General features: G+C 53.0%; 24 protein-coding genes and 2 pseudogenes. 8 read left to right on the top strand and 18 right to left on the bottom strand.

From position 1 onward, the window contains the following. Nucleotides 1–38 precede the first annotated feature (38 nt). The 3 genes and pseudogenes from FHW76_RS13200 to FHW76_RS13195 form a co-directional block, all read right to left on the bottom strand. The gene (locus FHW76_RS13200) at nucleotides 39–1,052 is read right to left on the bottom strand and encodes a diguanylate cyclase (protein ID WP_023322387.1); all 1,014 of its coding nucleotides are present in this window, start codon (nucleotides 1,050–1,052) and stop codon (nucleotides 39–41) included. A 268-nt stretch (nucleotides 1,053–1,320) separates the two neighbouring features. Then, a pseudogene (locus FHW76_RS26670) lies at nucleotides 1,321–1,463 on the bottom strand (site-specific integrase); the annotation flags it as partial. A gap of 197 nt (nucleotides 1,464–1,660) precedes the next feature. After that, entirely contained in the window at nucleotides 1,661–4,270 is a 2,610-nt protein-coding gene (locus FHW76_RS13195; protein ID WP_064176534.1) for an SIR2 family protein, read from the bottom strand. Nucleotides 4,271–4,881: 611 nt separating this feature from the next. Between FHW76_RS13195 and FHW76_RS13190 the strand changes: the two genes are divergently transcribed. The 3 genes from FHW76_RS13190 (at nucleotide 4,882) to FHW76_RS13180 (ending at nucleotide 6,786) form a co-directional block, all read left to right on the top strand. After that, nucleotides 4,882–5,676 carry a competence protein CoiA family protein gene (locus FHW76_RS13190; RefSeq protein WP_141651187.1) on the top strand — a complete coding sequence of 265 codons (795 nt, stop codon included), beginning with the start codon at nucleotides 4,882–4,884 and terminating at the stop codon, nucleotides 5,674–5,676. Nucleotides 5,677–6,029: 353 nt separating this feature from the next. After that, nucleotides 6,030–6,281, top strand: coding sequence for an ogr/Delta-like zinc finger family protein (locus FHW76_RS13185; protein WP_072045770.1), 252 nt, complete (start codon nucleotides 6,030–6,032; stop codon nucleotides 6,279–6,281). Nucleotides 6,282–6,546: 265 nt separating this feature from the next. Then, nucleotides 6,547–6,786, top strand: coding sequence for a DUF333 domain-containing protein (locus FHW76_RS13180; protein WP_016160701.1), 240 nt, complete (start codon nucleotides 6,547–6,549; stop codon nucleotides 6,784–6,786). Here FHW76_RS13180 and FHW76_RS13175 read toward each other — a convergent pair. Both FHW76_RS13175 and FHW76_RS13170 read right to left on the bottom strand, forming a co-directional pair. After that, the gene (locus FHW76_RS13175; protein WP_075203370.1) at nucleotides 6,776–7,114 is read right to left on the bottom strand and encodes a DUF488 domain-containing protein; all 339 of its coding nucleotides are present in this window, start codon (nucleotides 7,112–7,114) and stop codon (nucleotides 6,776–6,778) included. The two genes, FHW76_RS13180 and FHW76_RS13175, sit on opposite strands and share 11 nt — an antisense overlap. Nucleotides 7,115–7,118: 4 nt before the next feature. Next, nucleotides 7,119–7,628 carry a DUF523 domain-containing protein gene (locus FHW76_RS13170; RefSeq protein ID WP_012968516.1) on the bottom strand — a complete coding sequence of 170 codons (510 nt, stop codon included), beginning with the start codon at nucleotides 7,626–7,628 and terminating at the stop codon, nucleotides 7,119–7,121. Nucleotides 7,629–7,773: 145 nt separating this feature from the next. Between FHW76_RS13170 and FHW76_RS13165 the strand changes: the two genes are divergently transcribed. Next, on the top strand, nucleotides 7,774–8,466 hold the full coding sequence (locus FHW76_RS13165) for a CTP synthase (protein WP_110209394.1): 693 nt from the start codon (nucleotides 7,774–7,776) through the stop codon (nucleotides 8,464–8,466). 31 nt (nucleotides 8,467–8,497) lie between these two features. Here FHW76_RS13165 and FHW76_RS13160 read toward each other — a convergent pair whose 3' ends face one another. Beyond that, a complete protein-coding gene (locus FHW76_RS13160) occupies nucleotides 8,498–9,673 on the bottom strand; it encodes a CynX/NimT family MFS transporter (protein ID WP_180254808.1) in 1,176 nt (391 codons plus the stop codon). Between the two features lie 106 nt (nucleotides 9,674–9,779). Between FHW76_RS13160 and FHW76_RS13155 the strand changes: the two genes are divergently transcribed. Further along, nucleotides 9,780–10,574, top strand: coding sequence for a helix-turn-helix domain-containing protein (locus tag FHW76_RS13155; RefSeq protein WP_008807682.1), 795 nt, complete (start codon nucleotides 9,780–9,782; stop codon nucleotides 10,572–10,574). Here the strand turns inward: FHW76_RS13155 and FHW76_RS13150 are convergent. The 3 genes and pseudogenes from FHW76_RS13150 to FHW76_RS26460 form a co-directional block, all read right to left on the bottom strand. Beyond that, complete coding sequence (locus FHW76_RS13150; RefSeq protein WP_012968512.1) at nucleotides 10,558–11,004, bottom strand: DUF441 domain-containing protein; 447 nt, start codon at nucleotides 11,002–11,004, stop codon at nucleotides 10,558–10,560. The genes FHW76_RS13155 and FHW76_RS13150 overlap by 17 nt on opposite strands. A gap of 117 nt (nucleotides 11,005–11,121) precedes the next feature. Further along, a complete protein-coding gene (locus FHW76_RS13145; RefSeq protein ID WP_008807680.1) occupies nucleotides 11,122–11,622 on the bottom strand; it encodes a YbaK/prolyl-tRNA synthetase associated domain-containing protein in 501 nt (166 codons plus the stop codon). A 95-nt stretch (nucleotides 11,623–11,717) separates the two neighbouring features. After that, nucleotides 11,718–11,877: pseudogene (locus tag FHW76_RS26460) on the bottom strand (hypothetical protein). On the opposite strand from FHW76_RS26460, the gene FHW76_RS13140 reads away from it, so the two are divergent. Further along, the gene (locus tag FHW76_RS13140) at nucleotides 11,872–13,008 is read left to right on the top strand and encodes a glycosyltransferase family 9 protein (RefSeq protein ID WP_180254809.1); all 1,137 of its coding nucleotides are present in this window, start codon (nucleotides 11,872–11,874) and stop codon (nucleotides 13,006–13,008) included. The pseudogene FHW76_RS26460 and the gene FHW76_RS13140 overlap by 6 nt on opposite strands. Nucleotides 13,009–13,179: 171 nt before the next feature. Here FHW76_RS13140 and FHW76_RS13135 read toward each other — a convergent pair whose 3' ends face one another. The 3 genes from FHW76_RS13135 to umuD all read right to left on the bottom strand — a co-directional run bounded on the left by FHW76_RS13135 (nucleotide 13,180) and on the right by umuD (nucleotide 15,370). After that, nucleotides 13,180–13,422, bottom strand: a complete 243-nt coding sequence (locus tag FHW76_RS13135; protein ID WP_004203750.1) for a DinI family protein — start codon at nucleotides 13,420–13,422, stop codon at nucleotides 13,180–13,182. 263 nt (nucleotides 13,423–13,685) lie between these two features. After that, nucleotides 13,686–14,948 (bottom strand): translesion error-prone DNA polymerase V subunit UmuC, encoded by a 1,263-nt coding sequence (gene umuC, locus FHW76_RS13130; RefSeq protein ID WP_183476765.1) that lies wholly within the window; start codon nucleotides 14,946–14,948, stop codon nucleotides 13,686–13,688. Between the two features lie 2 nt (nucleotides 14,949–14,950). Beyond that, complete coding sequence (gene umuD / locus FHW76_RS13125; protein ID WP_008807676.1) at nucleotides 14,951–15,370, bottom strand: translesion error-prone DNA polymerase V autoproteolytic subunit; 420 nt, start codon at nucleotides 15,368–15,370, stop codon at nucleotides 14,951–14,953. A 493-nt stretch (nucleotides 15,371–15,863) separates the two neighbouring features. On the opposite strand from umuD, the gene FHW76_RS13120 reads away from it, so the two are divergent. After that, nucleotides 15,864–16,640, top strand: a complete 777-nt coding sequence (locus tag FHW76_RS13120; protein ID WP_016160704.1) for a BPL-N domain-containing protein — start codon at nucleotides 15,864–15,866, stop codon at nucleotides 16,638–16,640. A gap of 26 nt (nucleotides 16,641–16,666) precedes the next feature. Here FHW76_RS13120 and FHW76_RS13115 read toward each other — a convergent pair whose 3' ends face one another. Together FHW76_RS13115 and FHW76_RS13110 are read right to left on the bottom strand one after the other, a co-directional pair. Continuing rightward, nucleotides 16,667–17,254: a TetR/AcrR family transcriptional regulator gene (locus FHW76_RS13115; protein WP_022065835.1), complete on the bottom strand. Its 588-nt coding sequence runs from the start codon at nucleotides 17,252–17,254 to the stop codon at nucleotides 16,667–16,669. Nucleotides 17,255–17,640: 386 nt separating this feature from the next. Beyond that, nucleotides 17,641–18,849, bottom strand: a complete 1,209-nt coding sequence (locus FHW76_RS13110; protein ID WP_044612786.1) for a pyridoxal phosphate-dependent aminotransferase — start codon at nucleotides 18,847–18,849, stop codon at nucleotides 17,641–17,643. Nucleotides 18,850–18,917: 68 nt separating this feature from the next. On the opposite strand from FHW76_RS13110, the gene FHW76_RS26595 reads away from it, so the two are divergent. Next, complete coding sequence (locus FHW76_RS26595; protein ID WP_023322392.1) at nucleotides 18,918–20,015, top strand: glutamine amidotransferase-related protein; 1,098 nt, start codon at nucleotides 18,918–18,920, stop codon at nucleotides 20,013–20,015. Here FHW76_RS26595 and FHW76_RS13100 read toward each other — a convergent pair. Genes FHW76_RS13100 through FHW76_RS13085 form a run of 4 tightly spaced genes read right to left on the bottom strand, consistent with a single transcriptional unit; the run spans nucleotide 19,999 to nucleotide 24,361 of the window. Continuing rightward, complete coding sequence (locus tag FHW76_RS13100; RefSeq protein WP_023297410.1) at nucleotides 19,999–20,922, bottom strand: dihydrodipicolinate synthase family protein; 924 nt, start codon at nucleotides 20,920–20,922, stop codon at nucleotides 19,999–20,001. The two genes, FHW76_RS26595 and FHW76_RS13100, sit on opposite strands and share 17 nt — an antisense overlap. 10 nt (nucleotides 20,923–20,932) lie before the next feature. Beyond that, complete coding sequence (locus FHW76_RS13095) at nucleotides 20,933–22,102, bottom strand: Xaa-Pro peptidase family protein (protein ID WP_032732796.1); 1,170 nt, start codon at nucleotides 22,100–22,102, stop codon at nucleotides 20,933–20,935. Further along, on the bottom strand, nucleotides 22,089–23,189 hold the full coding sequence (locus FHW76_RS13090; RefSeq protein ID WP_023297412.1) for a mandelate racemase/muconate lactonizing enzyme family protein: 1,101 nt from the start codon (nucleotides 23,187–23,189) through the stop codon (nucleotides 22,089–22,091). Before FHW76_RS13090 ends, FHW76_RS13095 begins: the two co-directional genes overlap by 14 nt. Beyond that, on the bottom strand, nucleotides 23,186–24,361 hold the full coding sequence (locus tag FHW76_RS13085) for a M20 family metallopeptidase (RefSeq protein ID WP_008807667.1): 1,176 nt from the start codon (nucleotides 24,359–24,361) through the stop codon (nucleotides 23,186–23,188). The genes FHW76_RS13090 and FHW76_RS13085 overlap by 4 nt, the downstream gene beginning before the upstream one ends. Between the last annotated feature and the right edge of the window lie 13 nt (nucleotides 24,362–24,374).

Genomic DNA, 24,374 nt, shown 5'->3' with positions numbered 1-24,374 from the left:
CGAATGATGCCCTGCATGATACTGGATATCGCGGTACTTTAGTCAATATGAATGAAATTCTCCTGACGGCGGGACTTCTTATCCTGGTACATCGCCTCATCGGCGGCGCGTAAGGCCGCTTCAACATCGATACTCTGCGGATCGCAGATGATCACCCCGAAGCTGGCGCCTTCATAGTCGATACGCTGTTCGCCGAGGAAGTAGACGCCGCACAGGGCCTGGCGCAGGATCGCGACATACGCTTGCTGCGCCGCGGGCTCCTGGGCGCTACCGACGATCAAAAACTCATCGCCGCCAAGACGACCAACGATATCCTCACGGCGCGCGACGGCGGTGAGTCGTTCGCCGACCTGCACCAGGAAGCTGTCGCCGCACGGATGACCGAACCGATCGTTAATGGCTTTAAAACCGTCGAGATCGATAAAAATCAGTGACACCTGCTGCTGCTGGGCGCGGGCGGAGGCAAAGCGTAGCGCCAGCTGCTTAAACAGCGCACGGCGATTAGGAAGCTGGGTGAGCTCATCGGTCGACGAGTGCAGCTCCAGCGCGACGTTAGCCGCCTGCAGCTGTTGCACCAGGGTGTCTTTTTCCACGTAGTGGGAAATAAGCCGGGCGAACAGCCCCATCACCTGTTCACCTTCGAGATTATAAGGTTGCTTCTGTCGGCTGGTGGCGCAGAGGGTACCGAACAGCGAGCCATCGGCCAGGCGGACGGGAATGCTTAAAAAGGTGGCGATCCCCAGCTCCTGGGCGGCGATGCAGGAGTGCCAGCGATGGGCCACGTCGTTGCTAAACGTGCACTGATCCTCAAGGGCGCGCTTGCACAGGGATTCATCCCACGGGACAGAAAAACCTTCCGGGATCTGCATTTCGCTGCTGTTATGGGCGAACATCACCTGCTGCCGCTGGGCGTTGATATCGATGCGGGTAAGATAGGTGGACTCCATTCGGGTCACCGCCTCCAGCATCTCCAGCAGCTGGCGCACCAGGGTTTCCAGGGACTGTTCCGCAGCGAGGGTTTGCGACACCCGGGCAAGAATAAAATCTGACATGAATAATACAGCTCCAGCACGCCAAACGTCACCCCAGCATAATGGGCTGCAAACGGACATCAGCGTCGAATAAACAGTGATATTTTTAAATTTATCACATCTGTTTGGGGAATACTTGTCCACGCGGCAGGAAAAAAAGCCCCGTCGGGGGGAGGTCCATCAGGAAGACATAGATTTCAACGGGATAATATGGGTTTGTGCGGCATGCAAACCCATGAAAGCCAGATTGAGGGTTATGATTTGGGCAGCTACTTCACAGTGCCCACGCTTAGTAGTTCAGCGAGATCGCATCCTGAAGGTACTCAGGCGCAAAGTGAGCATAGTCCCTAGTTTGCTCATTTCGCGTATGCCTACGGATCCTCTGCAAGGAATCATAAATGGCGTCGTGAAACTATAACTTAGTGCATTTGTTGTATGCATGTGTAAGCTCAGGCTTAACCTAACTGAGTTTTTACCGGGGGAAAGCAGTTAAATGCTGTTTGGATTTGGCGTGAGTGTTTTAGTTTTTTGTGAGTATGAGCTTTGTAGTATTTATTGGAGCTTGTCTATATCTTTTAAGATCTCACTGAAATTCCCATGAGTTTTCATGGGAATTATCACATAAGGGATTAAGCTGACAGCTTATCCCCTGCTACGCATGTGGTTTGATATTTTTCCAAATATTTATTAGGAATGACAGGCCATCTCATGAAAATATAATAATATGAGAAATCATTATTAATTATTTCGTCAAGGAGTCGTCTTGCTGGAACTTCTTCATCAAGAAGAATATGCGCCGCTACGCTGGCTGGTCCTTTTTTATCACGACCAATCACGTTCTGAAGGTCAATTCTGTTGGTCTTTGAAGTGGAGCGCTTATTAGCTAGCTCTCGATTTATTACTAATGCTTCCTTGCCTGTGCCTGGAGCTAGCTCAGATATTTCACGTGAGAGGAGGTTTAATACTTTTTGATTGGCATCTTCGTGTAAATAGATAAAAGATTTATTTATCAAATAATCATCGTAATTTAGACTGGATGATAAGGCTTTGTCTATTGCTTTATTTGCCTCCTCAAAGTCACCACGTTCAACATTAATCTGAGATAACATAAGGTAATATTTTGACTCTTTGAGTTCTGGCTTGCATTTTTCCAATAATTTAATCCCGTTATCAAAATCAGCTTGGCCATACAACAATATGTCTAGACATGGCTGCGCCCAATCACATACATCATCATACTCTATTGCTTTTAATACCGAATCCTTTGCCATTTTTAAATCACGATCATAAGATATATAGTATTCCGCTTTAAATAAATGAGGTAAAGCGCTTTCTGTTTTTTCAAATTTATCATTATAATTTTCTAAGAGTTCTTTGGCACACTCTAATGCCTTTTCTCTATTTCTAAATGAAGTCAGTTTTCTGTTTATATTTATCATTAATTCAAACAAGCCTTCCTTTTTTTTATTTGATGACGTTTTATAAAAGTCTCCTAACTCCTTAAGAAGATCAATTGCTTTTTCAATGTCAACATCTTGGATACATGCATTCATCCTCATTTCTAATGTATGTAGGTGGGTCGGGTTTCTTTTATTCATTTCTTCGACTAATTTATTTAACTCTTCCTTATATTCCTTGTTGTTGTCATTAGTGTTTTTGATGGCTTCTAACGTTTTTTGTGTTAAATCCCAAGCCCTGTTTTCGAGACTGGGATTTATAATTAAACTGGATTCAAGTTTCTTCATTAAGTTATCGAGAGAAACATCATTTTTGAAGTTTTTAGAAAGTCTATGATTTAAACTTTCAATGACAAACTGATTCTTTATTTCGTAACTATATTTAAACTTTTCTAGCAAAAGAGTTATAAATTCCATTTTGCTATTTGAGTCACGCAAGAGAGAAAGTTTCCTTAAATTGTTTTTTATACTATATTCATCCATCTCGATGGTAATATCAGCTTGCTCTAAAGCAAGATCGTATTTCTCTTGTTGATGGTAAATTTCTATTAATCGTGACAGGTAAGAGTTTTTTAAGTCATCAGAGCTACATAATGATAATGATTTTATTGCTTCCTTTTCCGCTTCGTCAAATTTTTTATTTTTCATCAACATATCTAAAGATAAAAGGTTTCTAAAGTCTACCTCTGTAAATCCTATCTTATTAATATAGTTTTCGCTAGATAGCTCATTTATCAAATTAGATATATCAAGTCTGTTTGTATGATTTTTAAGCTTATCAATATCCTGACATATATATTTGTTCTTGGATAAATTATATGAGTCTTCAATAAAGTTAGATAACATACTTTCGCGTTTCGTAGATTTAAAATTAGACTCTAAAGATAGCCCCTCTCCAATTATATGGTGATGTAATTCTGCAAGAGCTTCATCAAATCCATCGATTTCTATATAGTAGACTCTCTCTCTCTTTAGTATTTTATGCAAATCTGGATTTATTTCATCGTTCTTCCTGATGCACCAGTAAATACCATTGCCTAAAAATTCATCCTGTCTTAATAGATAGTTGATGACATCGATAATAGATCTGTCATTGCCTGCATAGCCGATGAATATAATACCGTATTTTTTAGTAAATTCTATTAGTTTTTCTCTGGTATTGATTTCAAGGGATTCAGTCTCATTAAGTGTACTTTTTATACTATCGAAAAGGTAATCACCATGAACCTTTATTATTTTTGGTCTTGAAGAGTTTACAGAAACACCTTTTATTGATGAATCATGTGCACATAAGGTTGGTCGTTCTCTTGAGAATTGATAGAAAGCCTCATTTATGAGGTCATCGAAATTCGTTGTAAAAACAGTGTCGAAATATGCACTTTGAAAAAGACTTACTAAATATGAATAGCCAATAGAAGGGAGTTTGGAATCTACCTGTTTCTCTACAAACCTCCTTCGCTGAGCAGGTAAGTCGAATTTTTTTTGAAATAAAGATGAATATTCATTTGTTGGGTCATACCAGGATGATTCTTTATCATTTAAATATTGCCGGGCAGTTTTTACGTCAGTGTAGGGAGATGAGGATGAGAGCTCGTAAATTTCCTTCCTCCATTCTTCAACTAATTGAGTACCAGAATTTATTCCTGAAGTTACCGAAGCGCCAGCGCCTAAGAATATAGAATAGTTTGGGCTATTTCCAGACTTCGTTTTAATGTAAGTCGCAAGATCTTTTAATGTTCTACGTTTTGATGGCATTTGTTCAAATAAATCTGAAGTATTCAAAGTGTACCCCCTTGCTTAGAATGGTTTTTTTCTTGCCAAACTTCGTGTAGTCAATAAAACATAAAAATATTACTGTTAATTTTTTGATGTATTAATATAAATCACCACGCCTAAAGAAGCGACCTATCAAGTTAACAGCATTACTATAAGCCTTCATACTTCATCTAAGTACTACTACTAGATTTGATTGTGTATAGTACGGGAACGATGCTTGGTCAAGTTTGAGCCAATGCAAAAAACTCTCATCATTACTCTGTTCATCGTAATCGATTATGGTTCTCATTATCTACAACGTATCAAAGGTTGTAACTCATTGGTAACGTTGTAGAATATGGACGGTACTGTCTAAGCAATTTTCTTAATGAGTGCCATCAGAGCCATTGTCGAGGAAGCTTGCAACTGTTCCCTGATAACTTTATCAAGATTATGCAACAAGAATGTGAACTCTATCTTTTTGCATTCGCGCAGAAATTGAACTTCTGTTCTGGCACAGATTCAGGAAATAACTACAAGATCATAGAAGAATGGTTTCAATGAAGTTAAAATTCACTCTATAAGACTTTACTGTATCAGCAGTGATTATATGCTCCAATATCATCCGGTAGGAATAAATGGTTAGACATGCAAAACCTTTGCTATATGGGATGCTAAATGGCAAAGCTACACATATATCAGATGTTTCTTCCGACGAAGCTTGTTGCTACCGGTGCCCTGGTTGTAATGCGCGATTGATAGCTAAAAAAGGCAAACTGAAACAGCATCACTTTGCTCATGCTGCTGGTGCTGACTGCGGTGTGGGTGTAGAAACGGCACTTCATCTTGCTGCTAAAGAGATTATTGAAGCTAAGAAATACATCTATCTTCCACCGGTTGAAGTAAAGGTTCCTCGCAGAGGTAATCCTTCGGTGCTTGATGTGCTTGCACCTGAACAAAAATACAGCTTGGACAAAATTGTATTGGAAAGACGAATTGACTCTATCATTCCCGATGTTATCGCCTATGTACGTAATAGGGCTCTTGCTATAGAAATCAAAGTGTCTCACGCTGTTAGTGAATGTAAAGCAGCTCATTTTCAGGCTATTGGAATGTCAGCCATAGAGATAGATTTATCTAATGTCGCCAGAGCATTTACCCCCGAGATGCTTGAGAGTTTTGTTATCGGGCCTGGTAAACATAAGTCTTGGATATTCAATGCCGCAGCTGCCCGGCGATGTGAGGAGATGCTTTCTAGAGGTGTACGGCGCAGTACTGTTTATCGTGGATTTGCCTGCCATGTGGATGGCTGTCCTGTTCCAGCTCGCACGTGGAAAGGGAGAGCATACGCTAATCTAACTGATGACTGTTTTTGTTGTACGCACCTTCTTGATTTTGATGAAAATTACATAATTTGCGGGATGGTTAAGTAATAACACTGACATTTATGAATGTTTGGCACTTACCTTTAGTGTCGAGAGTGTTAAAAGAAGCGCCCGATTATCGTTCATGACGGTCACTGGATTCGTCGGTATCGTATTTTTATGAGAGCTTGACGTTGTTTGCATCATGCTATGTTGGCTTACGGGGTATTAGTTCTTAGGATCTCGGATTTCTAAGTATCCCTTGGGCTGTCTTCTACGCCGTTTCTGCTCCATCTTTCAGAATTGCCATCAACTCACTTACAGAGGCGTTTTGCAACCGCTCCCGGATATCCTCATCAATCCGCCTTAATGTTGTTAAGGTCTGATATGGTCGTTCAACTCCCTATGGGAGATCATCATGTTTGTTTGTCCCTACTTACTGCGGCGCAAACGCCCGCACTCGCACCAGCCGCCGGTTAAGCGAGTTCACCATCCGGCAATACCATCAATGCCAGAATCTTGAATGCAGCGAGTCATTCACGACACTTAACACCGTAGAGCGCAGAGTAACGAAGCGCTCAACCAGCGCAGATCCTTTGCCGCCAGGATTTATCCCCGGCGATGCTTTCCCGGCTTCTCATTACGGGAACAGTCAACTTAGTCTTGCAGTATAAAAATAGCCCCCTGGAAAGGGGGCTATTCTTATCAATGTGGTCGATATGTGGACACTTTTGAAATAAATCCTTTTATTTCAATCTATTAAATCCAAAAAAAAAGCCCCGTCGGGGGCGACGGGGAAAAACTCATTGATTATGGAATGATCTGTTCTCTGGTCAGTTCGAGAACAGGGGCTACTCTACGGGGGAAAAGTGCAGGCAAGATGGAGAAAACGTGGAGATTCAGGCTAAAATCCCCGGGCATTCAGGAAAGGGAGGAACGATGAAAAAGTTACTGGCTATTCTGCCACTGGTATTAGCCGGCTGTGCCCAGCCGCAGTCCACCGCGCCGACGAAAACCATCGGCATGGCCAATCCCGCGTCGGTGTACTGTCAGCAATCCGGCGGTACCCGGGTGCCGGTGCAAACGCCGCAGGGCGTTAGCACCCAGTGCAAACTACCCAGCGGCGAAACCCTCGACGAGTGGGCGCTGTGGCGTCGGGATCATCCGACTAAATCGTAACCGGCAGGGCCGCCAGCCAGGCGGCCAGCACCCGGGCATGATTCTGCTCGGTGTTCTTCGCAGCGTACAGCAGCGTCAACGGCTGGCGCTGCGCCAGCGCCGCCAGCCGCAGGCCCGTTTCACGGTGGGCGTCGAGCTCCTGGCGATAGCGCTGGCTGAAGTGGGCGAAATCGATCGCCTCGCCGTGAAAGGCTTTTCGCAGCTCAGCGGAAGGCGTTAACGCCTTACACCACTCATCACAGGCCAGCGCCTCTTTTTTAATCCCCCGCGGCCAGAGACGGTCGACCAGCACCCGGTAGCCGTCGCTGCTTTCCTGCGGGTCATACACCCGTTTACATTGAATCATCATCCTGCTCCCTCTGTGCCATCCAGGCGAGCAACTGCGGGATTTGCCCGTCGGAAAATACCGTGATGCCGTGGGCGCGCAGCAGATCGGCCGCGACCCCGGCGCCCGCTTTGCGTCGTCCGCGAAAGGAACCGTCATAGACAAACTGGCTGCCGCAGGTAGGGCTGCCATCGGTGAGTAACGCTGCCTGACAGCCCGCTTCCCGGGCGGCGCTGAGCGCCAGCCAGGCGGCCAGCTGGTAATGTCCCGTGACGTCGCGGCCGTCGCTTTCCACGATCCGCGCCCGCCCGGCAAGGACATCTCCGCCTGCGCCGCCGACGATCTCCGCCGGCAAACGGGGCGTGGACAGACCGGCCGCCAGCTCCGGGCAGTGGATCACCAGCCGCCCCGTCTGCTGCCAGCGGGACAGCGTCGCCGCCAGCTGTGCCTTCTCGCTACCGTTATACCGCACCTGGAATCCCATCAGGCAGGCGCTGACCAAAAGCTTACTTTTCATCCTTTCTCCCTTTCACGCTTGCTCCAGTATACCTTACCCGCCGGCGGGGGCGGTGGGGCGAAAATAAGGATTGTGTTCCACTGGAGGGATCGCTATCCTGACGTGCCTTGTGCTGCTCGTCTCGTCCAGACATAAGGAACCTGCTATGAAAACCCCTTTACGCCTCGCCCTCGTCGGCGATTATCACCCCGATATTGTTGCCCATCAGGCCATTCCCCTGGCGATAGACGATGCTGCCGCCGTGCTGGAGCAGCCGGTGAAATATGACTGGCTCGCCACCCCATCGCTCGTCTCCGGCGAGGCGCTGGCCGAGTACGATGCCGTCTGGGTCGTTCCCGGTAGCCCGTATCGTCATCCGCAGGGGGCCTTTACTGCGATCCGCTACGCCCGCGAAAACGGCATCCCTTTCCTCGGCACCTGCGGCGGCTTTCAGCACGCGGTGATTGAATACGCCCGTAACGTGCTCGGCTGGCAGGATGCCGGCCATGCGGAAACTGACAGCGAAGGGCGGATGGTGATCGCTCCCCTTAGCTGTTCGCTGGTGGAGACCTCCGCCATCGTCGAGCTGCGGGCGAATACGCTGATTGCCCGCGCCTATGGCCGGGAGAGCATTGAAGAGGGCTACCACTGCCGGTACGGGGTGGACAGCGCGTTTGCCGGTGAGCTGGAACAGGGCGATCTGCGCGTCACCGGCTGGGATGAAGAGGGTGAGATCCGCGCCGTCGAGCTGGTGACGCACCCGTTTTTTGTCGCCACGTTGTTCCAGCATGAACGCCACGCGCTGGATGGGCGTCCCTCGCCGCTGGTCCAGGCGCTGATTCGCGCCGCGGCACAATAAACCCACCGGCAGCGGGCGCTGCCGGTCATCTTCAGGAATGGATTTCCCGGTCACGTCCGGCGAGGGCGCCGCAGACCGCCATCACCAGCGAAATCAGCGCCACCGCCAGCAGCGGAATATGCCAGTCGCCATTAGCATCGTGGATCTTACCCATCAGCGGCGGCCCGCAGGCGGCCAGCAGATAGCCGACGCTCTGCGCCATCCCTGACAGCGCCGCGGCCTGGTGCGCCGAGCTGGCGCGCAGGCCGATAAACGTCAGGCCGAGGATCATGGTAGCTCCGGAGCCAAAGCCGAACAGCAGCGTCCAGCCGATCGCCAGCCCTGGCAGCAGCCACAGCCCGGCGGCGCTGATGGCGCACATCAGGGCGACCAGCACCGCGATCCCACGCTGGTCGCGCAGCCGATGCAGGATCAACGGTATCGCCAGACCTGGCGCGGCGGTCGCCAGCTGCAGCAGGCCATGCAGCGAGCCGGCCTGCGCTTCGCTATAGCCCATACTCTGTAGAATCGACGGCAGCCAGCCGATAATCACGTAATAGACCAGCGAGTTGATGCCGAGGAACAGCGTCACCTGCCAGGCCAGCGCCGACCGCCAGATCCCCCGATTATGCATGGCGCCTGAGCCGGTCAATGGCGCCTCCGCCCGGCGCCGGGACTGTGGCAGCCAGCTGAGGATCGCCAGCAGCGGGAAGACCATCAGCAGCAACAGCGCGCCGCGCCAGCCGAATCCGGCCATTGCCACGGGAACCACCAGCGCCGAGCCGAGCGCCGCCGCGCCGCCCATCGTCAGGGAATAGGCGCCGGTCATCCGCGCGACATGCTGCGAGAAATCGCGTTTAATCAGTCCGGGCAGCAGCACGTTACCCAGCGCAATACCGCAGCCGATCACCGCCGTGCCGATAAACAGCAGCGCAGCGGAGGGCAGGGAGCGCAGGGCAATGCCGGCGCAGATCAGCAGCATCGCCAGCAGCAGGCTGCGTTCCATGTCGAACCGGCGGGCAACCCCTGCCGCCAGCGGCGAGACAAGGCCAAAGGCCAGCAGCGGCAGGGTGGTGAGCAGCCCGGTCTGCGCGGTGGTCAGGCCATAGTCGCTACGAATCGCGTCCAGCAGCGGCGCCGCGCCGGTAAAGACCACGCGCAGGGTGGTGGCGATGAGCAAGATACCGGCAATCAGCAGCGCGGGGCGGCGGCCGGTAGAGGAGATCACAGAAGACATATCATTCTCAAGGTAACTAACGAGGGGGTTACGATAGCGACTTTGTCCTCTGTTTAAATCAAGCTAAAATGACAGATTATCGCTAATATCGGACAACATGATGATCGGACTGGGTCTGGATGGTTATGAACCGGACAGTGGCCACGAATCGGCCATTGCCTTTCGTATTCAGGTGGTGGAGGCGGAGCAGTATATTCCGGCGCATTCTCACCGTAAGGGGCAGCTGATCCTCGCCCTGCACGGCGCCTTGACCTGCGAGGTGGAGAACGCGATGTGGATGGTGCCGCCGCAGTATGCGGTGTGGGTCCCGGGACAGCTTTCCCACAGTAACCGCGCCACCCCCGGCGCCCAGGTGTGTTTCCTGTTCATCGAGCCGGGCGCCGCGCCGATGCCGGACCGCTGCTGTACGTTAAAGATTTCCCCACTGGTGCGGGAGCTGATCCTCACCCTGGCGGAACGCGGCGGGGAGTTGCTGGCCGCCCCTGCCACGGCCCGGCTGGTGCAGGTTCTGTTTGATGAGCTGCCCCGGCAGCCGCAGGAGCACCTGCAGCTGCCGGTATCAAACCACCCGAAAATTCGTCAGATGGTGACGATGATGGCCGAGGATCCGGCGCGCTGGCAGACCCTGAGCCAGTGGGCGGCGGTGTTTGCGATGAGCGAGCGCAATCTGGCCCGCCTGGTAGTGCGCGAAACGGGGCTGAGCTTTCGCCGCTGGCGCCATCAGCTGCAGCTGATCCTCGCGCTACAGCTGCTGATCCGCGGGCAGACGGTGCAGCAAACGGCTCAGGCGCTGGGCTACGATTCCACCACCGCCTTCATCACCATGTTTAAAAAAGGGCTCGGACAGACGCCGGGCCGCTATCACGGCAGCCTGGCTACGACTTCCCAATAAACAATGAGATGATCCCGGCGGCAATCAGCGGTCCGACCGGGACGCCGCGAAACAGGGCGACGCCGAGTACCGTGCCGACCAGCAGCCCGGCCACCAGATGCGGCTGGGAGCCCATCAGGGAGACACCGCGCCCGCCGAGCCACGAAACAAACACCCCGACCGCAATCGCCAGCAGTGATTTCCAGTTCATAAAGGAGTGGATCAGCGTCGAGGGCGGCAGCGTACCGCTGGCGATAGGCGCCATCACGCCGATGGTTAAAATAATGATCCCGACGGTCAGCCCCTGTTTCTCAATCCAGGGAAAGAAGGTGTTCAGCGGTGTAACGCGCACGATAATCAGCACGAGGATAGAGATCGCTACGGTGGTGTTATGGCTGATAAAGCCGAGCGCCGCCAGACCCAGCAGGATCAACAGGGTGGTATCAAACATGTACAGAGGTCCTTGCCAAAAAAAGAAAGCCAAAAAATATCCCGCTTACTCTACGCATCGTGGCGTGAATAAACAGGATTTTTACGCCATGCGGCGAAAATCAGGGCGGATGCCCGGTTAGCTAAGGCGGCGAAAGGTCGCGATCTCCGGTCGGGCGATATGTAAATAATCCTCGGTATCGAGAATGATCGACCGATCCAGGCGTCCAGCGTTAAAGGCGATTTGTGGAAAGCGCTCAAACAGCAGCGGGTCGGCCACCAGCCGCAGCGCCGGATGGAAGCTGAAGGGGGGAATGGCGCCGAACACGCAGGCGGTGAGGGCATCCACTTCCGCCGGACTGGCCAGCGAGGCTTTGCTGCCGCCGATATGCCGGGCCAGGCTGGCGAGATCGGCCTGCTGATCGGCGGCGAGGATCGCCAGCACATGCTGGTTGACGCCGTTTCCTTTTACTTTACAGACTAGCGCTTTTGCGCCCTGGCCAAGCGCGGTGCCGCGGATCGCCGAGACGGCTTCGCACTGACCGACCGCGTCGTGCGCCATCACCCGGTAGCGCGCCTGGTGTTCGTCGAGCAGCGCGCACAGGCGCTGGTGGATATTACCTTCTACTGCTTCAAGCATAGCGTCCTCCTGACATCATCAAGCCGCCAGCTTAGCGCTGTTGCGTCAGCCTGCCAACGGTGGGCCGGGAAATTCACCATTCGCTCATTATTGCTTCACAGTGCTGTGGTGCAATCTCGCAGGCGCAGCAGATGAGTTTTGTAAATAAAAAAAAGAATGATTTTCATTTTCAATCGAACTTTTTTTATTTCGCTCAGTCTCTATCGGACGACACAGAATATTAATAATTGCCGTAATGAGGTTAGGATGATGCACGATGCAACCATGCAGGGTTCCCCACGCAAGAAGTTTAATAAAATAAGGGAGCTCAACAGACGGCGGAATTACTTTACTAAGAAAGTACGTAATGCCCTGCAGGTGGGAGTGGCGAAAGCGCTCTGGGACCGCCGACGCCGTCAGCCGGTGGATTTGTCGTCCGCGAAAACTGTCTTACTCATGCGCAATGAGGGGGCGGTCGGCGATGTGGTGGTGGATTCCGCGCTGGTAAAATGCCTGCATCAGTCAGGTTATATCGTTGATTTTCTGCTGACGACCTCTAACAGCCAGGTGATGCGCTATAACCCGCGGATCCGCCATATTTATGAAGCTGAGCCGGTCAATTCCGCTGACTTTTTGCGTAAATTTAACCATAACGTTCCCCGCGACGTCATTAATGAACTGGCTAATAATAAGTACGATATTATTATTGACCCTTCGCTGTTCGATATTCCCGTGCATCGCCTGCGGCTTTTTCGACAAATAAAAGCCAAATCAGTACTCGGGTTTAATAAATGGCCATCGATTAAACATTACTCTCACTCTTTTGATTTTGACTGCCAGCGCTGGCACGTGACGAAGACGTTCGCGTTGATCGCCGACTATCTCCAACTGGACACCCGCGCTCTGGACACTTACGACCTGGCGGTGCCCGGGCCGATTATGCAGGAGGTGGCGCAGTATCTGGCGTCGCTGAGCGGAAAAGCGGTAGTGATTAATATTTTTGCCGGCCATGCCGACCGGAGTCTCTCCCAGACGCAGCTGGCCGAACTGCTCGACAAGCTGCGGGCTCGCCATCCGGGGCTGGCGGTTATTCTGCTCGATCACCGGCGTGAGATCCGCATCTCGCTGCCGCCGGAGGTGGTGATTAATCCGTTTAACACGCTGCACCATGCGATGGCGCTGATTGCCCAGGCGGAGCTGATTATCTCTCCGGACACCTCGGTGGTGCATATGGCGGCGGCGTGGAACAAACCGCTGATCGCGGTCTATAAGGACGTTCTGCTCAATAACCGGCTGTGGGCCCCGGGCTATGACAACGCCAGGCAGATCATTGTTAAATGCGGGAAGGTCCATCAGCATCGCGAGCTGGTGGATAGAATTATAGCGGCGCTACCGGAGACGCTGTGAGGGCGATGAGGGGAGGCTGGTAGGGCTCACCTGCTGGCCGTATGCAAGAGCCAGCAGGTGAGCGAAGGTTGCATTGCCAGTCTGCAACCGCCGCTATTGTACTGTTGCCCGCTGCTCTGACACATCCGGGAAAGCTCTTAAAGAGATGGCCGCCGCCAACGACGGGCGGCATCACTCTTCAGTGAGCCACATATCCGCTTCTTCAAACATCTCCTGCACCGTACGGCTGATCAGCTCTTTTTCATGCTTGCTGGCGTCGGTGTTGATCGCCGGCAGCGTCATCATCGGCTTCACCCGCACTTCCGCTTCCGGGAAAATGCGCTGCATGCGTTTGGTCAGTTCGTTAAGAATGGTCTCTCTGGCACCCGGCAGCCCGGCAAAATTGCGCTTGTCATAAATCAGTTCCACAAACATCTTCTGTCCTCTGTATGCTGATCGCGGGCGATAGTTTTACTGTGTTAATGTACAGTGTCAAGCGAATGCCGCGGTGCTGCTCATCCGCAACCTCGTGCGGTAGACGGACTGCGCGCAAAAGCAGCACCTCGTCCGCTGGCGGTCAGGCAGGCCTCACTGACGAGCGGAGGGGATTTCCGCGCTGCAAAGGCGTTATCGCTGATTACGTAGGCCTGGTAAACGCAGTGACCTTCACCCGAAGCGATGTCATTACCTGCGTACATTCATTTCGCGACGGGCAGGTCTGAATATCGGGTGGTGTAAGCCGGGGAAAGCATTTCACGCTTCATCGCCCAGGACTTTTCGATCCCCTGACCGGCAAACCAGACCTTTCCTTTCCCGGATTGATTTAATTGGTCGATAACGTCCATTAACGCAGCACTGTTTTTGCGCGGCGCGTTATCGTCAAATAAGTTTAGCTGCGCTATGCCATTACTGAAGAAATCAGCAAGCATAACACCGGCTTTCATATATCGATAACCATCAATCCAAATTCTCTGCAGGCAGTTTGTGGCACAATTTATAATGTCACGGGTATCATTAGACGGCGTTAATAGCTTCATTGACGCTTGGTTGCCATAATATGTTTCATTAACGGCGTGCGGACTCGTCCGGACAAATACGCTAACGAAGCGGCAAAATTGATGCTCACTGCGTAATTTTTCTGCTGCTCGCTCAGCATAGGCGCAAATGGCTTGATGCATATCTGAATACTGCGTTACCCGGTTGCCAAAAGAGCGACTACAAATAATCTGTTGTTTTGTTGGGGAAAATTCTTGTAGCTCAAAACATGGCTCACCACGCAGTTCGCGAACGGTCCTTTCCAGCACCACATTGAAGTGCTTTTTTATGACCCATAATGAGCTTTCTGCCAGATCCAGAGCGGTATTAATACCCATTAAATTAAGTTTTTTACTCATTTTTCGCCCAACGCCCCAGACCTCTTCAACAGGGACAAGGGCGAGTAGCCTGCGTTGGGGCACAATATTGGATAAGTCGACAACGCCGCCCGTGCCGCGCCATGTCTTGGCGGCATGGTTAGCGAGCTTGGCTAATGTCTTGGTTTGCGCAATACCTACGCCCACCGTTAAGCCAGTATTTTTCAATACGTTAGTTCTTATTTCATGGCCGAAGGTGGATAAGGGGACGCAATTCATTACTCCGGATAAATTAATAAAGGCTTCATCGATGGAGTAGATTTCTATTGACGGAGACATTGCCGTGAGCGTTTGCATAACACGGTCACTGAGGTCGGCATAAAGCGCATAGTTAGAACTGAAAAAATGAACACTGGAATAATAAGGGTTATTTTTTATTTTAAAGAAAGGTTCGCCATTTTTTATACCGAGGGATTTTGCTTCGGCAGAGCGAGAAATAATGCAACCATCGTTATTGGACACGACCACAATAGGCTTCCCCTTTAAATCAGGGCGAAAAACCGTTTCACAAGAAGTATAGAAGTTATTGACATCGACGAGGGCAAACATAATTATTTATGCGCTTTAATGCTAAAAATGACCACGCCAAATATTTCTAACTCTTCGGCATTATGAAACGAAATGGAAGCGTAATCGCGATTGTGGGGCACTAGCTGTAAAAAAGGATGAGTGCGAAGTTCTTTCACGGTGAATTCACCTGCGATAGCCGCAATGACGATATCACCATGTACGGCAGACAGTGAGCGGTCAACCACTAAAAGGTCTCCATCACTGATGCCGGCATCACGCATAGACTCTCCGCTGACTTTGATGAAGTAGGTAGCACTCGGATGTTTTATCAATAATTTATTGAGATCCAGCCTGTCCTCAACATAATCCTGAGCGGGGCTGGGAAATCCGCAGGGCACCCTCTCGGAGAAGAGGGGGAGCATGAGTGGGGGCGAAATCTCAGTTGGCCGAGTAAACTGCATGGTATCGATCCTCGAATACTGTTTTTATATACAGTATTATTGAATGTGCTGATGGATCAAGGCGCACGTGACGTTGTTTTTATAACTGCATGAATATAATGATGATTTATGTAAAACATGCCATGTGGTGTTGTTGCTGAACTGCCATCGCTGTGTAGCGCGACCAGTACGCCAATGTTGACGTTTGCCCGGTAAGACGACCGCTGTATTACATGGAGCATGATCGACTCTTTTTTCACCCTCTCTTCAGTATTTAATATTATTGAGAAAGCGAAGGGTATGAGGATGTTTCATTGGAGGATGTTTATAAAATATTGTCACCTTTATCTTTCAGTGTGGAAAGACATTATTTATTTTAACTTAAATGGCTTGACAAATTTGATGGCAAGGATAGATTTGAGCAACTGCTCTAATTTATATTTATCATCTGCGGGATCCGAAAGTGATACGCTGTGATTAACCATGACACTACATAACCAAGGGATCTACTGACATGAAAATTTTTTTCCAGGGCACCAGACTTAAAAAAGCAAAAATACTAACGGTTGCCTTTTCTTTCGCCTTTTTCACCGCATCGGTGCAGGCAAAGTCCTCGCAATCAGAGAGTTATAATGTCGCCGTTTATCGCGGGGAGGCCGGGTGCCCGGGTTGTTCTGAAATGGTGGTAAAATCGCTGATCGCGACAGGTCTGCCTCTGCACATTTCTTATGTGGGCGAAAAAGAAAAGCTGAAATTAAATGCGCAAACACTGAAAAAATTCGATCTCTATATTCAACCTGGCGGCGGTCAGGATATACCCGGCTCTTATCAAGCCCTGGGTGATGAAGGGGCAGAGGCTATCCGCAATTTTGTGAAAAGTGGCAAATCCTTTCTTGGTCTTTGTATGGGAGCCTATCTTGCCGACAAAGACTGGATAGGGCTTATTGATGCGCCTTTAGAATCAGAGGTGGGGAGACCCGGTTCGCAGGCCGTTGATGAAGGCGATTATACCCTGCAACTGACATGGAATAATAAACAAGAGCCTTTTTACTACCAGGATGGGCCTTATCTCAACAGTAGTATCTCAAGTACTGGATTCCAGCCGATCGCTTACTACAAGAATGGAGATATCGCCATTGGTAAGTACCGGTATGGTAAGGGAAACATCATCCTGTCAGGTCCACATCCTGAAGCCGATGAGACCTGGATAGACAGCGCTGCGCCAGGGAATACGACGGCAGAAAGTAAAATGCAGCGTATTTTAAGTTATCTCAATATAAAAAAGGGTTAACTGATACGCTACCTTGCTTCACCCACTCAGAAATCTTTTTTAAGTATTTTAAAGGCAAGCTCAGATATTTCATTAAGAAAAATGCTGCGTCTGTCTTCTGAATAATCGAGGATCAGCAAGCTGGAATACCCATCAATTAATGTGTTTATTTGTCTGGCTGAGGTAGCGGCGTTTTCCGCAAGGAACTCGCCTTCCTGCATCCCTACGCTAATGATGCCTTCAAGAATAGTGATCCATTGCAGGGAGTGATCGTGCACTAATTTAGCATAATCCGCATCGCGTGCTGCCATTGGCCATAGTTCAAGGTAGAGCAGCCAGTGTGCCGAAGGTGCATCGGGTAACAGCGTTCTGATATAGAGGTTTACTCTTTCACTAGCGCTCATTTTTTCTGACGCGTTTAAAAACGCATGACATTCTTGTATGTCATTTTCAAACATATACTGAATAGTGGATTTCTTGAGCGTTTCCCAGTCTCGATAATAGTGATAGATATGACTTCTGGAAATATTCATTTTCTGCGTCAAATCACGGGTTGAGACATTGCTAAACCCTTTTTCTCTGAACAGTTGTAGCGCAGCTATTTTTATCAACTCAGAAAAATTGGCCGTTTTCAATATTTCAACCTTAATCACTATCCATTAAAGCGCGAACTATATCATAATTTCTGAAACCTTGCACGTGTTCAACATTCGGGGATAGCTGTTAGCATTGTGTTTTTTATAGCATTAACAAAATAACGAAAATCTATTTTGTGGGTCTGGTATAAATTCAGCTGCAGGGAGGTTGCTTTATTATTAGCTATGCGCAGGATGCTATTCCTGCCGCGTGCGGTAGTGGCCGCAACGGTGGAGTGGAAAACCGGGAAAGAGAACGTCGCTATTACCCGGTGAGCTATCATGATGACAACGTGCTTATCGGCAAGGTAGGCGATAAGCACGGCATTTTTCAGACCGAGCGTGGTTTGCCGCCGCGTGGGTAGCCGCTGCGCCACCACACGCTTTTAACGCAATTGCGCGCAGGCGCCCGCTATCCGCTGGCAGGCTTGGGTTAGCAGGCCATCTTCTATCGCATACGCAATACGCAAATACCCCGGCATTCCAAACGCGGAGCCGTGTAAAACGGCCACCTGGGTTTGTTCTAATAGCCAGTTCGCCAGCGCGCTGTCGTTGCGAAGGATTTCGCCGCCAGGGGTCATCCGGCCCATGAGCGCCTGGCAGTTAGCAAACACATAGAATGCCCCCTGGGGAGCGGTGGCGCTCAGGCCATCGGTGGCGGCAATCATTCCCAGCACCTGCTGGCGGCGTTTATCTAACACGTTGAGCCAGCCGTCGAAGAAATTGGCTGAGTGGTTAAGCGCTGCGACCGCCGCAGCCTGCGAAATACTGCTGGGGTTGGAGGTGCTTTGTGATTGCAGGATCTGCATGGCGGCAATCAGCCATTGCGGCCCTCCCGCATAGCCCAGACGCCAGCCGGTCATGGCGTGGCTTTTGGACACACCGTTTACCGTCAGGGTACGTGAAACCATCTGCGGGGCGGCCTGGGCAAACGTGGTAAAAGGAGTATTGTCATAGCGCAGCGGCTCGTAAATATCGTCGGCCATCACCAGCACCTGTGGGTAATCCGCCAGCACCGCAGCCAGGGCACGCAGTTCCTGCTCGCTGTAAATCGCCCCCGTCGGGTTGCCCGGCGAGTTGAGGATCAGCCAGCGCGTTGATGGGGTGAGGGCGGCGGCCAGTTGTTGTGGCGTCAGCTTCCAGCCGTTTTGTTCATCACAGGGCACAATCACCGGTTCGCCATCGGCCAGAGAGACCATATCCGGATACGAGACCCAGTAGGGGGCGGGAATGATGACCTGCTGCCCGGCGTCGAGGGTGGCCAGAAAAGCATTGAAAATAAGCTGCTTGGCGCCACTGCCTGCGATGATCTCTTGCGGACGGTAATGCAACTGATTGTCGCGAGCGAACTTGGCGGCAATGGCCTCCTTTAACGCGGCGGTGCCGGAAACGGCGGTATACTTAGTCTGATGATGCACGATCGCTTCAATGCCCGCATAGCTGATATGGGCCGGGGTAGCAAAATCCAGTTCTCCTTCGCCCAGGTTGATAACCGGCTTGCCTGCGGCTTCCAGTGCCCGTACCTGGTCAGAAATGACCGCTGTCGGTGAAGGGCGTACAGATTGCATACGACGGGCGATTTGACTGTTATTCATAAATCCTCTTTTGTATCTAATGATTCAATTAATACAATTAGGTCCCCAACCTCAGCAGGAAACTCGCCGTGTCACCGATCTTTATTCTCGATAACACCTCTGCGCCCGCTCGCTACGGTATTACCGCCAGCCTGTGGGCTAATCGTCTTGGACTACCTCTCTGGAGCCTTCGCCCCGACTTCGCCGGCGATGTTCCCGACAGCCATCAGCACGTCATTCGTGCCGGGTACTGCGTGACCAGCGGCCTCTGGCGCAGCGATACGCTGCGTGAAGAGGTGCGCGATATCGCCAGCCTGCCTGAGTCAGATGCTGTCATTGTTCTGGCGTCCTCGCAGGCAGCGCTTATCGCCGACCTGCCGGGCCAACGGCTGTTCAGCGATGACCGCAACCAGCGCCTGACGCTCAGCGACGGGCAACATACGGTGTTAGACCTCACCGCCGATCGCTATGGTCGCTGGGATGCCGGGGAGCCATCCTCTGCCGGGACGTCCTTGCGCATCGCACTGATTGGCCGTGAGTCAGACCACCGTCTGGTCTACCCCGCCACGCTTGGCTCACTGGGTGATGCCGCGGCGTCGCTGGGGCTGAACCTGGAGGTCCATTTCTTCGCGCCGGTCAGTCTGTCCCCTGGGTTACACGACCTCCACGACGTCCAGGGCGTCGTGTTGCCAGGCGGTTCCTCGATGGCCGCCGTCAAGGGACAAATCCGCGTGGCGGAAGATACGCTTGCCCGCGGACAGCCCACGCTGGGGTTATGCCTGGGAATGCAGAGCATGATGACCGCAGTCGTGCGCCGACGTCCGGGTTGCGAATCAGCCATTCCCGCCGAAGTGGCTCCGGATGAGGCTCTGCACAGCTTTGTTCCCTTTGTTGATGGCCGTCATCGCTGCGGCGTATTCCCTTTTTCCTTCGGGTTGATCCCCGGTGATATCCGCGAAATGCACTACAACCATCGCTACTGCTTTAACACCGACTTATTACCGGCGCTGGATCGCAGCGGGGTCAGCGTCAGTGCGCAAACGGACGATATCGTGGAGGCCATCTCCCAGCCGGAACTGCCGTTCTGGCATGGTGTGCAGGGGCACCCGGAACTGATGTCCCGCCCGGATGCGCCCCATCCGCTGTTCGTCGCCTTTTTACGGGCGGCGCTTAACGCGCCAGCGTAACGCCGCTACGGCTGTCGCTGGCAAGCGCCGACATGACGTGAGTCAGCTCCGCCAGCGCCGCGTCGTCGATCGGTTTTAACGGTGCGCGTACGGTGCCGCCGTTAAAACCGCGCAGCGCCATCGCCGCTTTCACCAGCTGCGGCTGACCATGTTTGCGCGCCAGCGCGCGATACGCGTACCACAGCTGATGCAGATCGCGGGCCGTGGCGGCATCGCCCTGTTCCACGGCCCGGAAGGTATTGATAATCAGCTCCGGCAGCGCGCCGCTGTTGGTGGTGCTGATGCCGTCAAACCCGGCCATCATTGGCCCGAGGAAGGCCAGATCGGAAGCACAGAACAGGCGCAGACGCCCACGCAGACGGTTGGCAATCTGGTCGATGGCGGTGGGGTTGAGATCGCCCTGTTTGATGCCGACCACGTTGGGGATCTCTGCCAGTTGTTCCAGCAGCGCCGGGGAGAGGGTGATGCCGATGCCCGGCGCGTTGTACACCAGGATGCCGGTTTTGGATAAGGGAGCCATCTCTTTGAAGTAGCTGACGATCTGTTGGTCAGTGATTTCGCTGACAAAGGGCGCGGTCACCATCGGCAGGCCGCCCAGCTCGCTTGCCAGCAGCGTCAGCTCGCGGGCATCGCGCGGGTCGGCGCTGGCGCTGCACAGCATGACCGCCACGCGGTCATCCACACAGGCCATGACTTGATGAAACAGCTCACGGCGTTCTTCGACGGTCATCACCGGGAATTCACCGTAGGTGCCGCCAATCAGCAGACCGTCATAACCCAGACCAATCACGCGTTCAATATTTTCACGTAACGCCGGAAAGTCGATCGCGCCGCTGGCGGTGAACGGGGTGACGGTGATGTTGAAAATACCGCGCAGGCGTTCACGGCATTCATTGATATCTTTCATTTTTCTTTCCTTACAGCAGTGTGAGAGGGCGAGCCAGGGAACCCAGCTGACGATATCCGGTTTCGGTCACCACCACGGTTTCACTGACGCCGACGGTAAATTGACCGTAGATCCGCAGAGCCGGTGGAATGTGGAAGGTCATTCCTGGCTGCAGCTCAGTGGTGACGCCACGATACAGACTGAGAATGCCGCCTTCGCCCCAGTCCGGCGCAAAGGCGATACCGATGGAGTAACCGGTGCGTTTTTTGAAGTTTTCGGTGAACCCGGCGCGATCAATCACCTTCTGGCAGGCCAGGTGCGGCGCTTCGCAGGTGGCGCCTGGACGAATGGCATCAAGAGAGGCCTGCAGGGCTTCCTGACACACTTTTTCCATTTCGATGGCGATAGCGGGCGGCCGCCCCAGCCAGGCGGAGCGCATCATCGCGGCGTGGTAGCGGTCGTGAGCCGCTGACATTTCCAGAAATACCGGGTCGTTATCCTGCATCACCCGACGACGCCATGTGCCATGCGGCACGCCGCTGCGTGGGCCGGTCGAGACCAGCGGTTCCATGCCGACATACTCGGAACCGGCGGCAATGGCGGCCCCCATCATCGCCGAGACCAGCGCGTTTTCGTCTGCGCCGCGGTGAATCGCCGCCATGCCCGCGCGCATGCCCGCGTCCACATAGCGCGCTGCGATGGCGATTTTTTCCACCTCCGCCGCCGACTTCACGGCGCGCAGCGGCTCGATGACGCCCGCGGTATCGGCAATGGTGCCGAGCCTGGCCTGCAGGGCTTCATACACGGCAACCGGCAGGAACCAACCGCGTTTGTCCAGCCCAATCCGTTTGTGGAGCCAGCCGCGCTGTTGCAGCATGCCCACCAGGAAATCCACCGGGTTATCGCCATCCTGGTAGATGGCGGCGTCAGAAATAAAGGTGTTGGCGATAAAGTTAAAGTATTCGAGCTGGCGAATCACAAACACCGGATCCCCTTCTACCGGCAGCAACAGCGCCTGGAAGGTGTAATAGCCCGGTGTTTGCTGACCGGTGAGCCAGAAAATGTTTTCCGGGCCGGTAACGATCATGACGTCCACGCCCGCGCGGCTTAAGCGTTCGCGGGTGCGTCGAATGCGTTGCGCATATTCATCAGCGCTAAAGGCGGACTCACTGCCCTGAATCACATTGTTAACATCTTGCATGAGTAAACTCCTGGAGTAAGTGGGCCTGCGCGGCATTAAACTGCACGCCCAGACCGGGTGAGTCATTGACGGTGACCAGGCCATTGCGGTATTCCAGCCCGCTGACGGGATCATCCGTTAAGCCATCGGCGCCATACAGCTCGGCAAATGCCGGTTGCACGACACGACACAGCTGGAGCGCGGCGGCGGTGGCAGCATGGCCTTCATTCATCTGGCCAATCATGAATGGCACGTCGGCGAGTCGCAGCCGGTTGGCGGCGGCCAGCGTCGGCGCAAGGCCACCCAGTTTCACCAGTTTGAGATGCCCCCACAGCGCACCTTTGGCGGCGATCAGCCGGGTGATGGCGGCATCACTGTTGAGGCTTTCGTCGAGCATGATCGGGATGCCGTAGGCGTACAGCTCCGCAAGCTGGCTGTCGTTTGCCGGGCTTAACGGCTGTTCGATGTAGCTGAGCTTCAGCTCGCGCAGAGACGGGAATGCCGCGTGAGCCTGCGCCAGAGACCACTGGCCGTTCACGTCAATCGCCAGCGAAATCTGCTGGCCGAACCGCTGGCGCAGCCGTTGCAGACGGGCCAGGTCGGTAGCGAAATCCGCCACGCCTGTGCGCAACTTCAGCTGGGTGAAACCGCGAACGACATAGCGTTGCGCCTGCTCCAGCATCTGTCTCTCGCTGCCCCAGAACAGGGTCTGGTTGGTGTGCCACGCAGGCAGGCCATCCCGCGCCCCCAGCCAGGCGGCAACGCTTACCCCTTGCTGACGCGCCAGCAGGTCGTGCAAGGCCATATCCAGCACCATGCGCGATGGCGGCAGGAGCGTGCAGTCTTCGTCATCTAGCGCGGCGAGTCGCGCGGCGGGCGCCTGGCGCCAGTCCCAGCGGCGAAGTATCTGAAGCAGGTTGTTCAGCACCTGCTCTTCGCGGTAGCCATGCAGGTAGCGAATGTTGAGCCGCACTTCGCCAATCCCGGTCACCCCCTGGTCTTCCAGACGCAGCCAGAGCGTGTCGAGCGCCGTCACCGGACCAGAGGCAGCGGTATGCAGCGTCACATCGGCGTAATGCAGATCTCCCCGAAAGAGCTGCGCTTTCATAAACCGGGCTCCGGCGGCAGCATGGCGAGCGCAATATCGAGATAGAGGTAGGCCGCGGCGATAAATTCATCGACAGGGACAAATTCATCGGGTTTGTGAGCCACGGCCAGCGAACCGGGGCCAATCACGACGCCTTTTGCGCCCAGCGAACGGAAATGCACCAGGTCACATCCCCCCTGAAAACCAAACGGGCCGGGTTCGCTCTGCCCATGACGGCGACAGGCAGCAAGGCTTTGCTCGACAATGGCTTCGCGGCTGTCGGTTTGCGTCGCGCCGCCGGTAGTGGGCTGCCAGGCGATAATTTCGGCTTCCACACCTGCATGTGCGTATGCGTGGTCGAGCAGTTGCTGCAGTTCGGCTTTGACGACCTCTTCGTCTTCGCCCGGAACCATGCGACGGTCAAGCAGCAGCTCACAGCTGTCTGGCACCACGTTGTCCGCATGGCCGCCGTGGATGCGGGTTACCGTCAGGCTGGCGTTGCCGACCAGATCGTGGCAGCGGCAACGCACCTGCTGGTGGTGGGCTTCTTCAATCAACCCTAACAGGCGCGCTGACTGGTAAATCGCGTTAACCCCCAGCTCCGGCGTACCGGAATGCGCGGTGACGCCTTTAACCCGCACGCGAGGACGTAAGCTGCCTTTGTGGGCGGAGAAGGTGGCATTCGAGGTCGGCTCGCCAATCACCGCGAAATCAATCGCCGGTGGATTATCGCGGACGTAGAATTTCGCCCCTTCGCTGGCGACCTCTTCATCGGCGGTGAACACCCCCATCAATGTGCCGGACCACTGCTGACGGTTGGCAGCCAGCAGACGCAGGGCTTCAACCATCGCCACCAGCGGGCCTTTGGCATCGCAGGCGCCGCGTCCATACAGGCGTCCGTCACGCTCGGTGAGCGTGAAGGGATCGCTGGCCCAGCCGCTGCCCGCCGGAACGGTGTCAAGGTGGGTGTTAAAGGCGAAACACGGCCCCGGTCCATTGTTCAGGACGGCGATAACGTTGGTCCGCCCCGGTGCGTATTCGCTAAAGGAGAGATCGAACCCGGCGGTCAGCAGCCAGCCTTCCAGACATTCGGCGGCTTCGCGCTCATGGCCCGGTGGATTCTCCGTGTTGATGGCAACCAGCGTCGCTAAGTCCTTTTTCATACGAGCGCTGTCAACCTGATAACTGGACATAGGAACTCCGTGA

The sequence above is a fragment of the Klebsiella sp. RC2 genome, assembly GCF_014192815.1.
Classification (GTDB): Bacteria; Pseudomonadota; Gammaproteobacteria; order Enterobacterales; family Enterobacteriaceae; genus Klebsiella; species Klebsiella variicola.
The sequence above is the reverse complement of the archived record's forward strand: the minus strand, read 5'-3'. Positions and strand labels throughout refer to the sequence as shown.

Coding starts and splice junctions, on each gene's coding strand:
- FHW76_RS13170 (WP_012968516.1), bottom strand. CDS start 7,628: ATGAAAAGTAAGCTTTTGGTCAGCGCCTGCCTGATGGGATTCCAGGTG.
- FHW76_RS13085 (WP_008807667.1), bottom strand. CDS start 24,361: ATGTCCAGTTATCAGGTTGACAGCGCTCGTATGAAAAAGGACTTAGCG.
- FHW76_RS13145 (WP_008807680.1), bottom strand. CDS start 11,622: ATGCTTGAAGCAGTAGAAGGTAATATCCACCAGCGCCTGTGCGCGCTG.
- FHW76_RS13135 (WP_004203750.1), bottom strand. CDS start 13,422: ATGTTTGTGGAACTGATTTATGACAAGCGCAATTTTGCCGGGCTGCCG.
- FHW76_RS13120 (WP_016160704.1), top strand. CDS start 15,864: ATGAAAATTTTTTTCCAGGGCACCAGACTTAAAAAAGCAAAAATACTA.
- umuD (WP_008807676.1), bottom strand. CDS start 15,370: ATGCAGTTTACTCGGCCAACTGAGATTTCGCCCCCACTCATGCTCCCC.
- FHW76_RS13155 (WP_008807682.1), top strand. CDS start 9,780: ATGATGATCGGACTGGGTCTGGATGGTTATGAACCGGACAGTGGCCAC.
- FHW76_RS13200 (WP_023322387.1), bottom strand. CDS start 1,052: ATGTCAGATTTTATTCTTGCCCGGGTGTCGCAAACCCTCGCTGCGGAA.
- FHW76_RS13090 (WP_023297412.1), bottom strand. CDS start 23,189: ATGAAAGCGCAGCTCTTTCGGGGAGATCTGCATTACGCCGATGTGACG.
- FHW76_RS13180 (WP_016160701.1), top strand. CDS start 6,547: ATGAAAAAGTTACTGGCTATTCTGCCACTGGTATTAGCCGGCTGTGCC.
- FHW76_RS13165 (WP_110209394.1), top strand. CDS start 7,774: ATGAAAACCCCTTTACGCCTCGCCCTCGTCGGCGATTATCACCCCGAT.
- FHW76_RS13150 (WP_012968512.1), bottom strand. CDS start 11,004: ATGTTTGATACCACCCTGTTGATCCTGCTGGGTCTGGCGGCGCTCGGC.
- FHW76_RS13140 (WP_180254809.1), top strand. CDS start 11,872: ATGCACGATGCAACCATGCAGGGTTCCCCACGCAAGAAGTTTAATAAA.
- umuC (WP_183476765.1), bottom strand. CDS start 14,948: ATGTTTGCCCTCGTCGATGTCAATAACTTCTATACTTCTTGTGAAACG.
- FHW76_RS13110 (WP_044612786.1), bottom strand. CDS start 18,849: ATGAATAACAGTCAAATCGCCCGTCGTATGCAATCTGTACGCCCTTCA.
- FHW76_RS13190 (WP_141651187.1), top strand. CDS start 4,882: ATGGTTAGACATGCAAAACCTTTGCTATATGGGATGCTAAATGGCAAA.
- FHW76_RS13095 (WP_032732796.1), bottom strand. CDS start 22,102: ATGCAAGATGTTAACAATGTGATTCAGGGCAGTGAGTCCGCCTTTAGC.
- FHW76_RS13100 (WP_023297410.1), bottom strand. CDS start 20,922: ATGAAAGATATCAATGAATGCCGTGAACGCCTGCGCGGTATTTTCAAC.